This window comes from Propionivibrio sp., from assembly GCF_041441355.1.
Classification (GTDB): Bacteria; Pseudomonadota; Gammaproteobacteria; order Burkholderiales; family Rhodocyclaceae; genus Propionivibrio.
In genome coordinates, this window is record NZ_JASDTF010000019.1 from 13,678 (window position 1) to 27,878 (window position 14,201).

Below are 14,201 nucleotides of genomic sequence, written 5' to 3' on the forward strand. Positions count from 1 at the left end.
AATTTCCATTTTTCCGTGAGGCCCGACATGAACCGCATCGTCCCGTCAGCCCAACTGCAGCCTTCCGCCGCCCTGCCGCGACAAACGCTGTGCAGCAGCAAACCTGCGCCGCTGGCGCTCGAAGCGCGGCTGATGTTCGACGGTGCGGCCGTCGCCACCGAACGCCCGGCGATCCCCGTCGAAGCCACGGTCACGGGCGCGGAAACCGCCGTACTGCCGCTCGACAAGGGCGTGGCTGCGGTCGAGACGCAGGCCGTGCGCGAAGGCGCAAGCGCGCCAGCCAGCACGGCCGCGCCGCGCGAGATCATCTTCGTCGATCCGGGCGTGACGGACTGGCAGCAGTTGCTCAAAGGTAAGCCGCAGGACGCCATCGTCATCATGCTCGATCCGGCGCGGGATGGGCTGACGCAAATGGCCGAAGCCTTGCAAGGGCAAAGCGGGATCGATGCGATCCACGTCATCAGCCACGGCAGCGATGGCCGGCTGATCCTCGGCGGCAAGAACGTCGACCAGGCGGCGCTGAGCGCGCATCAAGCCGACCTGCAGAAAATCGGCCAGGCGCTCGGCGCCAACGGCGACATCCTGCTCTACGGCTGCGACATCGCGCGCGGCAGTGTCGGCGCGGCCTTCGTCGATGCCGTGGCCCAGGCGACGAACGCCGACGTGGCAGCGTCGACCGACGCCACCGGCAGCGCGGCCAAAGGCGGGGATTGGAACCTCGAATACGCGGCCGGGCAGGTCGAGGTTGCGCCGGTCGTTCGTGCGGCCGACCTTGGCGCCTACAACGATTTGCTGGCGAGCATGACGATCGACCTCGACAAGAACGACTCGAGCGGCAAGACCGGTTTCGATTATCAGGCGACCTACGATTACCGCGAGGGTCGTTACCCGCTGTGCGATGCAGATCCCTTCATCGAGCTTGCCGCGGGCAAGACATGGGAGGATGTCAGCGAGGTCGTGATCCGGATCGACAACCCTAAGGGCAGCGATCAACTGGACCCCAATTGGACCTATGGTCACAAGCTGCACACGAGTTTGAGCGCCGAGGGGACCGAGGTTCGCATCTATCGAGGATGGCAGGAGCAATCGCTCTCTGACTGGTACGACTCGATCAGGCAGGTGCATTTCGCGGTGGACACCCGGGACCATTCGGACCGGACGATCACCTTCTCGATTCGGGAGCGTGGCGTGATCAACCCCGCATCCTACGCCTCCGCCACGATCAAGGTTCCGGTCAACAACCCGGCCAGCATCAGCGCCGATCCCGGTAGCGACAATAATGTCGTCGAGGCGGGCGCTGGCGTGGCGGGTGATGCGACAGCCGGCGGCAAGCTGACGGTAAGCGATGACGTCGGGCAAACCGGTTTCCGGGTGCCGGCCAATCTGAATGGCGCTTATGGTCGCTTTACCTTCGATGCCAGTACCGGGGTGTGGGGCTACACCCTCGACAACGCCAAGGCCGATAAACTGACGGCAGGCCAGAGCGCGAGCGACAGCTTGACCGTGGGCAGTTACGACGGCACGGCCAGCCATACCATCACGGTGGACATCACCGGCAGCAACGACGCGGCGGTGATTGCCGGAACACGCACGGTGAACCTTGCGGAATCCGATGCCGTTTTGACGGCTTCGGGCAAGGTGAATGTGAGCGACGTTGATGGTGCGGCGACGGTCAAGGCGCAGAGCAACGTGGCCGGAAGTGGCAACTACGGGACGTTCAGCATCGATGCGCAGGGAAACTGGAGCTATCGGGCGAATACGGCCCACAACGAATTTGTCGCCGGAACGACCTATACCGACACCTTGAGCATTGAAACGGCCGACGGGACGCAGGGCACCATCACGGTCAATATTGCCGGGACCAATGATGCAGCAGTCATTGGTGGCGTGGCCACGGCGAACCTGACGGAGACCGATGCGGCACTCAACGCCTCCGGCACGCTGACGGTGAGCGATATCGACAGTTCGCCGACGTTCACGGTACTCAATGATGTGCCTGGAACCCAGGGTTACGGAACGTTCAGCCTGGATGCGCAAGGGAACTGGACCTACCGGATGAACGGCGCGCACAATGAATTCGAAGCCGGAAAAACTTATACCGATGGCCTGACAGTGCGCAGTGCGGACGGAACCGAGCGCACGATCACGGTCGTCATTGCCGGGACAAACGATGCCGCCGTGATCACGCCGGCCACGGCCGGTCTGACCGAAACCAATGCGGCGCTGACAACGACGGGCACGCTCCTGATCGATGACGTCGATAGTGCGAAGACGTTTACGCCGCTCACCGCCGTTGCTGGCGACCAGGGCTACGGAAAATTCACGGTGGCGGCCGATGGCCAGTGGTCCTACACCATGGACAACGCCCACAACGAATTCGCCGTCGGATCGACCTATACCGACTCGATCACGGTCACCAGCGCCGACGGGACGCAGAGCACGATCGCCATCACGATCGCCGGGACAAACGACGCCCCGGTGGCCCTGCCGGAGAATCACGAAGTCTTTGCGAACGAAACGGTAAAACTCGATTTGGCGTTTTTCGATGCTGAAGAAGGGACTTCTAGGTTGAATCAAACAGTTATGCCTGCGGGAATTCGGGGGAAGGTCGACTATGATTTCAACCAATCTGCTTTGGTCTATCGACCCAACGGCAAATTTGATCATCTACGCGCCGGGGAGTCCGTACAGGAGGTTTTCTCTTTTTATGTGTGGGACCGCCAGAATGCTGTTTCCAATGTGGCGACGATCACGATCATCGTCAAAGGCGTTGACGACCCGGCGGCGATCACGCCCGTCGGTACGCCGGATACGCAGGTTGTCGAGGCGGGCGCAGGGGTTGCCGGCGACAAGACGGCGAGCGGTCAATTGGCGGTCAGCGATCTCGATGCCGGTCAAAGTGGCTTCCAGGCGGTGGCGGCTGAGGATCTTGCCGGGCGGTACGGCGACTTCACGTTTGATGCCAGCACCGGTCAATGGAACTACACCCTCGATGATGGCAAGGCCGATGCCTTGAGCGCGGGGCAGACGGTCGTCGATACGCTGACCGTCAAGAGCCTCGACGGAACCGCCAGCACGATCACGGTGAATATTACCGGGAGCAACGACCTCGCGCTGATCGGCGGCGAAACCGAAAAGGCCTTGGTTGAAGCAGATGCGGCCTTGACCACCAGCGGACGATTGACGATCAGTGACGTGGATGGCGAAGCGGCTTTCGCCTCCGGCGAACAGCGCGGTGTGTTCGGTACGCTGGATCTTCAGTCCGATGGCACCTGGTCCTACACGATGGATTCGGCGCACAACGAGTTTGTCGCCGGGCAGACGTACACCGATGCCTTTACGGTAAAAGCGGCGGATGGTACCGAAAAGACCGTGTTGGTCCGCATCCAAGGCACCAACGACGCGGCGGTGATCACCGGCGATACCAGCGGGCGGATTATCGAGAGCAACGTGGTGCAAAGCGTCGGCGGCAAGCTCTCGGCGACCGATGTCGATGGCGCCGGAAGGCCGATTCCGCGCATGGCCGAGAACCTTGGCAGCGACATGGCGCGTGCCGTGAAACCGGTCGATGATGGCCTGCTGGCCGGGGGAACCTCCTTCATTCCGGGCGAGCTGGAGGGGTGGTACGGCGATCTGGCCATTGCCGCAGACGGTACTTGGGTCTACGAGATGGATGGCCCGCACAACGAATTCAAGGCCGATCGGAGCTATTCCGACAGGTTCGTTGTGCGGACGGCGGACGGGACGGCGCAGGAGATTAGGGTGACCATTGTCGGCACCAACGATCCGGCCGTTATCCGCGGCGATACCGACGGGCGGATTGTCGAGAGCGACGTGGCGCAAAGCGTCGACGGCAAGCTGTCGGCGACCGACATCGACTGGGGCGGGAAAAAGCCACCACGTCCTGAGGCCATGTTCCGTGAAGCGGAAATCATGAAGGACAAGCCGATCAAGGACGGGCCCTTTGGGCTTAATACCCCCTTTATTCCGGGCGAGCAGGTGGGGCGGTACGGCAATCTGGTTATTGCCGAGGACGGTGCCTGGCGCTACGTGATGGATGGCCCGCACAACGAATTCAAGGCCGATCGGAGCTATTCCGACAGGTTCGTTGTGCGGACGGCGGACGGGACGGCGCAGGAGATTAGGGTGACCATTGTCGGCACCAACGATCCGGCCGTTATCCGCGGCGATACCGACGGGCGGATTGTCGAGAGCGACGTGGCGCAAAGCGTCGGCGGCAAACTCTCGGCGACCGATGTCGACTGGGGCGGCAAAGTAAAACCGCCCTTGGGCGCCCCGCCTCGCGCTGAGGCTGTTCTGAAGGATAAGCCGATTGCGGACGGGCCTCTGGGGCGTGATACCCCCTTTATTCCGGGCGAGCAGGTGGGGCGGTACGGCAATCTGGTTATTGCCGAGGACGGTGCCTGGCGCTACGTGATGGATGGCCCGCACAACGAATTCAAGGCCGATCGGAGCTATTCCGACAGGTTCGTTGTGCGGACGGCGGACGGGACGGCGCAGGAGATTACGGTGACCATCGCCGGCACCAACGATCCGGCCGTTATCCGCGGCGATACCGACGGGCGGATCGTCGAGAGCGACGTGGCGCAAAGCATCGACGGCAAGCTGTCGGCGACCGATGTCGACTGGGGCGGGAAAAAGCCACCACGTCCTGAGGCCACGTTCCGTGAAGCGGAAATCATGAAGGACAAGCCGATCAAGGACGGGCCCTTTGGGCTTAATACCCCCTTTATTCCGGGCGAGCAGGCGGGTCAGTATGGCCGCCTGGCCATTGGTGAAGACGGTGCCTGGCGCTACGTGATGGATGGCCCGCACAACGAGTTCGAGCAGGGCAAGTTCTACACCGACCGCTTTATCGTGCGCACGGCGGACGGCACCGAGCAGCAGATCGTCGTGAGCATCGAAGGGACATCCGATGTCGTGCCGCGCGCCAATCCGACGGTGACGGGCGGATTGGCGGGCAGCGAACGTGGCCAGTTTGCGGATACCCCCAACGATCCTTTGCGCGTGGCCGGTTTGCGCGGCGACCTTAATCGCACCGCCGTACCGGGGCAGAATTTTGCCCCGAGCGGTCTCCCGGGCGGGTTCAACCCCGAAGTCTTGGTCGCGCAAGCGCCGACGGCCGCGGGCATGCCGGCGGACTTGAGTGCGTTCGAGCGCTTCGAACTGGTGCGCGCAGACGTGAAGGAAATGAGCGACGACTGGGTGGTGCACGTTGCAGCCGACCGCCTGGTGAGTTTCGGGCTCCCGGAGAGCATGGTGAAGGGGGGGCAGGCGCCTGACTTCAGCGTCGTACGCTCCGACGGCGAACCGCTTCCGGAGTGGCTGGCCTTCGATCCGAACAGCGGCATGTTCGCTGGCAAGACGCCGGTTGAATTGGCGGGCAGCACGCTGCGCCTGCAATTGACCGGATACGACGCGCAGGGGCAGGCGCGCGCTGTCCGTATCCTGCTCACCATCGACTTGAGCGGGCGGCAAGCCGTAGCGCTCGAAGCCTCGACTTTGGAAGCAGAGTTCACGCCAGAGCAAGGGCTGGGCCGTGAAGCAGAAGCGGTGGCCGTCGGCCGGGCGAGTCTGAGCGAACAATTGCGCACGCATCGGCCGCTGAGGATGCCGGCTGCGGAGCTTCGCGCTTGAGTCTCGCCCGCTAGGAGGGGGTCGGCATGAGGATGCAGGAAGGGCAAGCCCATCTGGCCTTTCTCGAAGTCGCCCGTCGTGCCCGACGGGCCGGCGATGCCGCGGAACTGGCGTTCGTCGCGGTCAACGACAGCAGCCTGCTGGCACCTTACCGGCAGGCGGCGCTGTGGTTCGCCACCGGCGGGGTCCGGGCCTTGTCGGGCGTGGTGCGGCCGGAGCGCAATGCGCCGTACGTGCTCTGGCTCGAACGCGTGTGCGCCCACTTGGCATCGACGCAGGCCGAGGCCGTGGCGGTCGATGCCGGCGCCTTGCCGGAGGCGTTGCGCGACGAGTGGTCGGAATGGTTGCCAGCCTATGCCGTTTGGTTGCCTCTGGCCGCAGCCGCGACGCCCGGTGAGGCGGGCTTGCTTGCCCACGGAGGCGGCGTGCTGCTGGCGCGCGAGACGCCCTGGCGCCCCGGCGAACTGTCTTTGCTGGCGGAATGGGCCGACTTGTGGCGGCACGCCTGGCTGGCCCGCTGCGCGTCCGAGCCGTGGTCGCCGGTGCGCGCATGGCAGCTTGTGCGCAGTCATTTCGCCCCGACTCCCGGAGCCGTCTGGTGGCACCAGCGCTGGCTGCGCTGGGCGTTGGTCGCCGCGGGCGTCCTGCTGTGTCCGGTGCGCCTGAGCGTGCTTGCGCCGGGGGAATTGGTCCCGGCCAACCCGGCGGTGATCCGGGCGCCGCTGGACGGGACGCTGGGCGCCTTTTTCGTACGTCCGAACGCAAGCGTCAAGGCCGGCGAGGCCTTGTTCGAGTTTGACAAAGCGCCACTGGCCGCGCGCTACGAGGTTGCCAGCCAGGGGCTGGCGACGGCCCTGGCAGAGTACCGTCAGTCGGCGCAACTGGCCCTGTCCGACGCCAAATCCAAAGCTCAGTTGGCCATCGTTCAAGGCAAGATCGACGAGCGCAAGGCCGAGGTCGAATTCCTGCGCGGCCAGCTCGAGCGCGCGCAGGTGCTCGCGCCGCACGCGGGTGTGGCCTTGTTCGATGATCCGTCCGAATGGATCGGAAAACCGGTGCAGACGGGCGAGCGCATCCTGCGCATCGCCGCGCCGAACGATGTCGAGGTCGAGGCCTGGTTGCCGGTCGGCGATGCGATTCCATTGGCCGACGGCGCTGCGGTCAGCCTGTTCCTCAACGCCAGCCCGTTCAACGCGGTGACGGCGAAGCTGCGTTACGTCGCGCACGATGCGGTTCAGCGGCCGGACGGTACTTATGCTTATCGGGTCCGGGCCGTATTGGCATCGTCAACGGAGCATCGCGTCGGGCTGAAAGGCACGGCGCGGCTGAGCGGCCGCTGGGTGCCGCTGGTGTACTGGGTGCTGCGTCGCCCGTTCGCGGCGTTGCGCCAGACGATCGGCCTTTGAGATGGCGTGGCCGCGTTTGCGCGAGGAACTGGGGCTCTATGCCGGGCCGCGCCTAGCCGACGGCCAGCCGAGCTGGGTCTTGCACGATCCGGTGCGCAATCTTTTTTTTCGCATCGACTGGCTGAGCTTCGAGCTCATCAGCCATTGGGCCTTGGCCGACCCGGAGGCGATCCTGGACGCCGTCGCGAGCGGCACGACCCTGCGGCCACAGCCGGACGATCTACAGTCGGTGCAGGCTTTTCTGGTCGAAAACCAGTTGCTCGTTCCGGATGGAGAGAGCGGTTCGGCCGCATTGGCGGAGCGCTGTCGCAAGCAACGCTCAAGCTGGTGGCGCTGGCTGCTGCACCACTACCTGTTCTTCCGCCTGCCCCTGGTGCGTCCCGACCGCTGGCTCGAGCGCATGCTGCCGCACGTGGCGGTTTTCTATGCGCCGCTCTTTCGGCGCTTGACCGTACTGGCGCTGATGCTCGGGCTGGGCCTCGTTTACCGCGACTGGGATCGCTTTTCGGCCACGCTGGTCGACACCTTCTCGTTCGAAGGCCTGCTTGGCTACGGAGTGACGCTGACCGTGGTCAAAAGCCTGCACGAACTCGGCCATGCCTTTACCGCCAAGCGCCATGGCTGTCGCGTTCCGGCCATGGGGGTGGCCTTCCTGGTCATGTGGCCGATGGCCTATACCGACACCAACGAGGTCTGGAAGCTCGCCGACCGCCGCAAACGTCTGGCGGTGGCGGCGGCCGGAATCGGCACCGAACTGGGCCTGGCGGCGTGGGCGACGCTGTTCTGGGGCGTGTTGCCCGAAGGGGGGCTCAAAGCGGCGGCCTTCATGCTGGCGACGACCGTCTGGGTTGCCACCCTGGCGATCAACAGCAGCCCGTTCATGCGTTTTGACGGCTACTTCCTGCTCTCTGACTGGCTGGACATGCCGAACCTGCACGGGCGGGCCTTCGCCCTGGCGCGCTGGGATCTGCGCGAACGCCTGTTCGCCCTCGGGGAGCCGAAACCCGAATTTTTCCTGCCGGCACGGGAGAAGGCGCTGATTCTCTTCGCCTGGGCGACCTGGCTGTACCGGCTGATGCTTTTTCTCGGCATCGCCGTCCTGGTCTATCACTTCTTCGTCAAGGCGCTGGGCATTCTGCTCTTCGCGGTCGAAATCGGATGGTTCGTTCTCCTGCCCGTATGGAGTGAGGTCAAGGCCTGGCGCGCGCGTTGGCCGGCCATCCGCGCCAGCCGTCGTTTCCGGCGTTGCCTGGCCGGGCTGGGCGTTTTTCTCGTGCTTTTCGTCCTCCCCTGGCCGGCGCGCCTGTCGGCTTCGGGGCTGTTGCGTCCGGCGGAAGTGTTCGCCGTCTATGCGCCCGCCGGGGCGCAGGTCGTGGCGCTTCCGGTCGCCAACCGGGAGCGGATCGAGGCCGATCAGTTGCTGATTCAGCTGGCCTCGGCCGATCTGCAACGACGTTGGGAGCGGGCCAACGCGCGCGCGACGTCCTTGCGCTGGCAGGCCGCCGTGGCCGGCGTCGACGGCGAGCAGCGCCAGAATCTGCAGGTGCTGCAGGAAGAGCGCGCCGTGGCGGAGGCCGAACTGGCGGCCGTTCAGGCCGAGCTGGCGCTGTATGCGCCGCGCGCGCCGTTTGCGGGGCGACTGGTTGATCTCGATCCCGACCTTCGTCCGGGGCACTGGGTGGGGCGCAACGAGAAGCTGGCGACCCTGGTCCGGGATGACGCCTGGATTGTCGAGACGTTTCTCGACGAGGAGCTGGTGCGCCGGGTCCGGGTCGGCGACCGTGCGTTCTTCCGCACCGATGGTGCGGATGGCGGTCTGGTGCCGCTGCGCGTGAGTACCGTCGACCATGATGCGACGCGTGTTCTTCCTGCCCCGGTGCTGGCGACTGCGTTCGGTGGCGAGCTGATGACGCGCGAGAAGAACGGACAGCACATCCCCGAGCGGGCGACCTTCCGGGTCGTGCTGAGCGTGAGCGAAATGCCCCGCGCCTTGGACGACGGCAGTTGGCGCGGGCATGTGGTGATCCAGGGCGATTGGGAAGCGCCGGGCATGCGCTTTTTGCGGGCTGCGTTTGCGGTGCTTTGGCGTGAGGCTGGATTTTGAGGGTTCCGAACCATGGCCGGTCGGAAGAAAGACATTCAAGTTTCAGCGTCCCGCTCCGATATGACGGATAAGGGAGCGGAAAATGACGCCCCGATTCTTGGAGTCCGATTCCGTGCGTCACACCCCGTTCGCCAGCAGCATCAAACATCGCCCCGCCTCGCGCCGTTTGCATCGGCGTGCTGTGCAAGAGGGGGGCGCTGGCGCGCACTGGACGCCGTCGAATCCGAGCGAAACGACGCAGTTCTGGACGCCGCGTGCGGTACGCGGGCTGTCGACCGACGCGCTGCGTGAGGCGGGCATGCTTGAACTGATCGCTGCCGAACAACGCATTGCCGAGCTCGAAGCCGAGCTGGCCGCCGCGCGCGTGGCGGCGACCACCGATCCGCTGACCGGCACACTCAACCGGCGCGGCTTCGAAACCGTGGGCCAAGGCGAACTGGCGCGGGCGCGGCGCAAGGGGCAGGAGCTGGCCTTGGCGCACCTCGACCTCGATGACTTCAAGCAGATCAACGACGCCTACGGCCATGCCGTCGGCGACCTCGCCTTGCAGCATCTGGTGCGCTGTTTGCAGGACGGCATGCGCCCGGGCGACGTGCTCTGCCGTTTCGGTGGCGAAGAGTTCGTCCTGCTGCTTTCCGAAACCGGGCTCGACGAAGCGGTGCGGGTGCTGCAGCGTCACCTGGCGACACTCGGCGACCGCCCGGTGCCCGGAACCCGTTGCTACCTGAGCTTCAGTGCCGGCGTGGTCGGCGTGCTGGCCGACGAAACGCTCGACGCGGCTGTGCAGCGTGCCGATGCCGCGACCTACGTTGCCAAGCGCGCCGGGCGCCAGCGCGTCGAGCGGGCCTGAAGCACACTCCACCGTCACGCCGGAGGCGCCCCCATGCGCGCTGGCGCGGGCTTGCAGCGCCCTTTTGGCGGCCTCGCGGGGCAGGGCAGTCGCTGGCGTCGGCGTGATAAACTCCTTCCTCTTCTGTCGTTAATTCCTTCTTTTTCGCTCGAACCATGCGCTATTTGTCGACCCGTGGCGATGCCCTGACTGCATCGAAAAAAACGTTCACCGAGATACTGCTGGGCGGGCTGGCACCGGATGGCGGCCTGTACCTGCCGGAAACGTACCCGCAGGTGACGCGCGTCGAACTCGATGCGTGGCGCGGGCTGTCCTACGCCGAGTTGGCTTTTGCCGTGCTCTCCAAGTTCATCGACGACATTCCGGCGGCCGACCTCAAGGCGATCTGCGACAAGACCTACACCGCCGGGGTGTATGGTCACTGCCGCCCCGGCGGCGATGCGGCCGAGATCACGCCGGTGCGCTGGCTCGAGCCGGGTCTCGGCTTGCTCGAACTGTCCAACGGGCCGACGCTGGCCTTCAAGGACATGGCCATGCAGTTGCTCGGCAACCTCTTCGAGTACGTGCTGGAAAAACAGGGCGAGGCGATCAACATCCTCGGCGCGACGTCGGGTGATACCGGCTCGGCAGCCGAATACGCGATGCGCGGCAAGCGCGGCGTGCGCGTCTTCATGCTCTCGCCGCACGGCCGCATGAGCGCCTTCCAGCGTGCGCAGATGTACTCGCTGCAGGATGCCAACATCTTCAACATCGCCGTGCGCGGGATGTTCGACGACGCCCAGGACATCGTCAAGGCAGTGTCCAACGACCACGCCTTCAAGGCGCGCTACAAGATCGGCGCGGTCAATTCGATCAACTGGGCGCGGGTCGCGGCGCAGGTGGTTTACTACTTCAAGGGCTATTTTGCCGGCACGCGCTCCAACGACGAGAAGATCGCTTTCGTCGTTCCGTCGGGTAATTTCGGCAACATCTGCGCCGGCCACATCGCGCGCATGATGGGCCTGCCGATCGGCAAACTGGTGCTGGCGACCAACGAGAACGACGTGCTCGACGAGTTCTTCCGCAGCGGCGTCTATCGCCCGCGCGGCACGGCCGAGACGCACGCCACCTCAAGCCCGTCGATGGACATTTCCAAGGCTTCCAACTTCGAGCGCTTCGTCTTCGATCTCGTCGGTCGCGACCCGGCCGTGGTGCGCGAATTGTGGCGCAAGGTCGATGCCGGCGGCAGTTTCGATCTCTCGGCGACGCCGCATTACGCCCGTTTGCCGGAGTTCGGCTTCGTTTCAGGAAGCAGCAGCCACGCCGACCGCCTGGCGACGATCCGCCAGTGTTTCGAGCGCTACGGTGTGACCATCGACACCCACACCGCCGACGGACTCAAGGTGGCGCTCAAGCAGCGCACGCTGGAGATGCCGATGCTGGTGCTCGAGACCGCACAGCCCGCGAAATTCGAAGAGACCATCGTCGAGGCCTTGGGGCATCGCCCGGAGCGGCCTGCCGATCTGATCGGCATCGAGGATTTGCCGCAGCGTGTCGAAGTCCTGGACGTGGATGCGGAAGCCGTCAAGCGCTTCGTCGCCCGACACGTCGACGGCTGATCACGCAAGGGATCGATCAAAACAAGGGGCACCCGCGGGTGCCCCTTGTTTTTTAGGCGGCCGGGGGCGCTAGAGGTAGATCACGGCCGGGAAAACCGCCGCAGCGAGGACGAGAACCAGCCATTCGAGGCGATGGCGGGCGAGGAAACCGGTGAAGTGCAGAACCAGAATGACGATGGCGACCACGTAGAACAACGCGAACAGCATGGTAAGCCCCTTTCTCCAGTCGTGCGCCCGTCAATTCGTTCGAAGGTGAACACGGGCATGACTCATTATAGCGTCATTGGCCCGAGGCCGCGCCGTCGCAGGTGCTGCGCTCAGCCGTCGAGACGCATCGAGAGGTCGAGTGCCCGTACGTCCTTGGTCAGGGCGCCGATCGAGATGCGGTCGACGCCGGTTTCGGCGATCGCGCGCACGGTCTCCAGGCTGACGTTGCCCGAGGCTTCGAGCACCGCACGGCCTTTGGTGATGGCCACGGCTTCGCGCAGTTCGGCGAGGCTCATGTTGTCGAGCAGGATCATCAGCGCGCCGGCGTCGAGCGCCTGACGCAGTTCGTCGAGCGTTTCGACCTCGATTTCGATGAAGGTGCAGCGGCCACCCGTTTGCGCGGCGATGCGGCGCGCGCTGTCGAGCGCCTGGGCGATGCCGCCAGCGGCCAGGATGTGGTTTTCCTTGATCAGGATTGCGTCATAGAGCCCGAGGCGGTGGTTGTCGCCGCCACCGCAGGCGACGGCGTATTTTTGCGCAAGGCGCAGGCCGGGCAGCGATTTTCGGGTGTCGACGACGCGGCTGCGCGTGCCGGCGACGGCGTCGGCGAAGCGGCGGGTTTTGCCGGCCACGCCGGAAAGCAACTGGAGAAAGTTGAGCGCTGTGCGTTCTCCGGTGAGCAGCGCGCGGGCTGGCCCTTCGACGGTGCATAGCACCTCGCCAGGCTTGATCACTTGGCCGTCGTAGGTGTTCCAGCCGACGTAAACGCTCGGATCGAGCGCCGTAAAGCTGCGGGTAAACCAAGCGGCGCCGCATAGGATCGATTCCTCGCGCGCGATGACGGTGGCACGCGCGTGCTGCGAAGCGGGAACAAGCTGGGCGGTCAGGTCGCCGGGGCCGACGTCCTCGGCCAGGGCGCGGGTGACGTTACGTTCGATCTCATCGTCGAGTCGGTCGTCGGCGGGGACGTTGAACGAGCTCATGGTGGTGGATAGGGGGCGGGCGATTGATTGGGGTTCGATTCTAGCATCGTCGTTGCAGCGAAGGGCGGGCGCGCGGCGATCGATGCCACGGGGCTAACGGGGCGAGTCTTCCGCTTTGGGCGGGAGGGTGATCCTCTGCAGTCGTTCGTCGTCCCAGGCCAGGTATTCGCCGCTGCCGTCGTGCCAGTCCGCCAGTACCCAGCGTTCGACGAGGATGCCGTCGACCAGATGATGGTGGCAGTCGGGGCGGTGCGTGTGGCCATGGATGAACGTGGCATACCCGTGGGCGCGGAGGAAGTCGTCCGTGTCGTTCGGGTTGAGGTCCATCAGGTAATCGGCGTCCTGCGTTTTTTCGCGCTTGGCCGCTTCGCTCTGGCGGCGCAGCGCGGCAGCGATCGCCTTGCGTTCAGGAAGCGGTTTGACGAGAAAGGCGGCGCGCCATTCGGGGGCTCGCACCTGAGTGCGGAAGGCCTGGTAGGCAACGTCGTCGGTGCACAGGGCATCGCCGTGGGCGAGGACGAACTGCCAGCTCGGCAAGGACAGTACCTGCGGCTCGTGCAGCAGACGGGCGCCGCAGCGGTCGGCGAAACCCTCGCCCAGCAGGAAATCGCGGTTGCCATGCAGGATGAAGACTTCGGTTCCGGCGTCGCTCAGGTCGCGGAGGGCCGCGGCCATTTCGGCGTTGAAGGGGTCTTCCGGATCGTCGAGGCAGTCGTCGCCCGGCCAAGCTTCAAAGAGGTCGCCGAGAATGTAGAGCTGCGCTGCGTCGCGCGCCGGCCCCGCGAGGTAGGCAAGGAAGGTCTGCGCGGTGGCGGGATCCTGCGGCGCGAGGTGCAGGTCCGAAATGAAGTGGATCAAGATCGTTCCGGACCTTGCGTGCAGGCGCCGCGAATCAGCAGACTTCGGCGCGCTGGATGACGACGTCTTCCTTCGGGACGTCCTGATGGAAGCCGGCGTTACCGGTCTTGACACCCTTGATCGCGTCGACGACCTCGGTGCCTTCGACGACCTTGCCGAAGACGCAGTAACCCCAGCCGTTGCCGTTCGGGCTCTTGAAGTTGAGGAAGTCGTTGTCGACCACGTTAATGAAGAACTGGGCGCTGGCCGAATGCGGGTCGCCGGTGCGGGCCATGGCGATCGTGTATTGGTCGTTCTTCAGGCCGTTGTCAGCCTCGTTCTTGATCGGGGCACGGGTCGGTTTTTGCTGCATGCCGGGCTCGAAGCCGCCGCCCTGGATCATGAAGCCGTTGATCACGCGGTGGAAGATGGTGTTGTCGTAGTGGCCGGCCTCGACGTACTCGATGAAGTTTTTGGCGGTTTCCGGGGCCTTCTCGGCGTTGAGTTCGAGGCCGATGACGCCGAAATTGGTGTGCAGCTTGATCATGAAGTGTTCCT

General features: G+C 64.9%; 9 protein-coding genes. 5 read left to right on the forward strand and 4 right to left on the reverse strand.

Annotation, left to right across the window (positions count from 1 at the left end; translation table 11 throughout):
- Positions 1-27: 27 nt before the first annotated feature.
- The 5 genes from QMB55_RS06580 to thrC all read left to right on the forward strand — a co-directional run bounded on the left by QMB55_RS06580 (position 28) and on the right by thrC (position 11,616).
- Positions 28-5,658: a VCBS domain-containing protein gene (locus QMB55_RS06580; protein WP_497587884.1), complete on the forward strand. Its 5,631-nt coding sequence runs from the start codon at positions 28-30 to the stop codon at positions 5,656-5,658.
- Positions 5,659-5,684: 26 nt separating this feature from the next.
- Positions 5,685-7,064 (forward strand): efflux RND transporter periplasmic adaptor subunit, encoded by a 1,380-nt coding sequence (locus tag QMB55_RS06585; protein WP_497587885.1) that lies wholly within the window; start codon positions 5,685-5,687, stop codon positions 7,062-7,064.
- A gap of 1 nt (position 7,065) precedes the next feature.
- The gene (locus QMB55_RS06590) at positions 7,066-9,168 is read left to right on the forward strand and encodes a site-2 protease family protein (protein WP_497587886.1); all 2,103 of its coding nucleotides are present in this window, start codon (positions 7,066-7,068) and stop codon (positions 9,166-9,168) included.
- 82 nt (positions 9,169-9,250) lie between these two features.
- Complete coding sequence (locus QMB55_RS06595) at positions 9,251-10,018, forward strand: GGDEF domain-containing protein (protein ID WP_497587887.1); 768 nt, start codon at positions 9,251-9,253, stop codon at positions 10,016-10,018.
- A 155-nt stretch (positions 10,019-10,173) separates the two neighbouring features.
- Complete coding sequence (gene thrC, locus QMB55_RS06600; RefSeq protein WP_497587888.1) at positions 10,174-11,616, forward strand: threonine synthase; 1,443 nt, start codon at positions 10,174-10,176, stop codon at positions 11,614-11,616.
- Positions 11,617-11,685: 69 nt separating this feature from the next.
- Here the strand turns inward: thrC and QMB55_RS06605 are convergent, their stop codons facing one another.
- The 4 genes from QMB55_RS06605 to QMB55_RS06620 form a co-directional block, all read right to left on the reverse strand.
- Positions 11,686-11,823: a hypothetical protein gene (locus QMB55_RS06605; protein ID WP_497587889.1), complete on the reverse strand. Its 138-nt coding sequence runs from the start codon at positions 11,821-11,823 to the stop codon at positions 11,686-11,688.
- Positions 11,824-11,933: 110 nt separating this feature from the next.
- On the reverse strand, positions 11,934-12,806 hold the full coding sequence (gene nadC / locus QMB55_RS06610; RefSeq protein WP_497587890.1) for a carboxylating nicotinate-nucleotide diphosphorylase: 873 nt from the start codon (positions 12,804-12,806) through the stop codon (positions 11,934-11,936).
- Positions 12,807-12,899: 93 nt separating this feature from the next.
- The gene (locus QMB55_RS06615) at positions 12,900-13,664 is read right to left on the reverse strand and encodes a UDP-2,3-diacylglucosamine diphosphatase (RefSeq protein ID WP_497587891.1); all 765 of its coding nucleotides are present in this window, start codon (positions 13,662-13,664) and stop codon (positions 12,900-12,902) included.
- A gap of 34 nt (positions 13,665-13,698) precedes the next feature.
- Entirely contained in the window at positions 13,699-14,190 is a 492-nt protein-coding gene (locus QMB55_RS06620; RefSeq protein ID WP_497587892.1) for a peptidylprolyl isomerase, read from the reverse strand.
- Between the last annotated feature and the right edge of the window lie 11 nt (positions 14,191-14,201).

Bases quoted from the DNA above. Each gene is read 5' to 3' on its own strand.
- QMB55_RS06580 (WP_497587884.1), top strand. From the start codon at position 28: ATGAACCGCATCGTCCCGTCAGCCCAACTGCAGCCTTCCGCCGCCCTG.
- QMB55_RS06585 (WP_497587885.1), top strand. From the start codon at position 5,685: ATGAGGATGCAGGAAGGGCAAGCCCATCTGGCCTTTCTCGAAGTCGCC.
- QMB55_RS06590 (WP_497587886.1), top strand. From the start codon at position 7,066: ATGGCGTGGCCGCGTTTGCGCGAGGAACTGGGGCTCTATGCCGGGCCG.
- QMB55_RS06595 (WP_497587887.1), top strand. From the start codon at position 9,251: ATGACGCCCCGATTCTTGGAGTCCGATTCCGTGCGTCACACCCCGTTC.
- thrC (WP_497587888.1), top strand. From the start codon at position 10,174: ATGCGCTATTTGTCGACCCGTGGCGATGCCCTGACTGCATCGAAAAAA.
- QMB55_RS06605 (WP_497587889.1), bottom strand. From the start codon at position 11,823: ATGCTGTTCGCGTTGTTCTACGTGGTCGCCATCGTCATTCTGGTTCTG.
- nadC (WP_497587890.1), bottom strand. From the start codon at position 12,806: ATGAGCTCGTTCAACGTCCCCGCCGACGACCGACTCGACGATGAGATC.
- QMB55_RS06620 (WP_497587892.1), bottom strand. From the start codon at position 14,190: ATGATCAAGCTGCACACCAATTTCGGCGTCATCGGCCTCGAACTCAAC.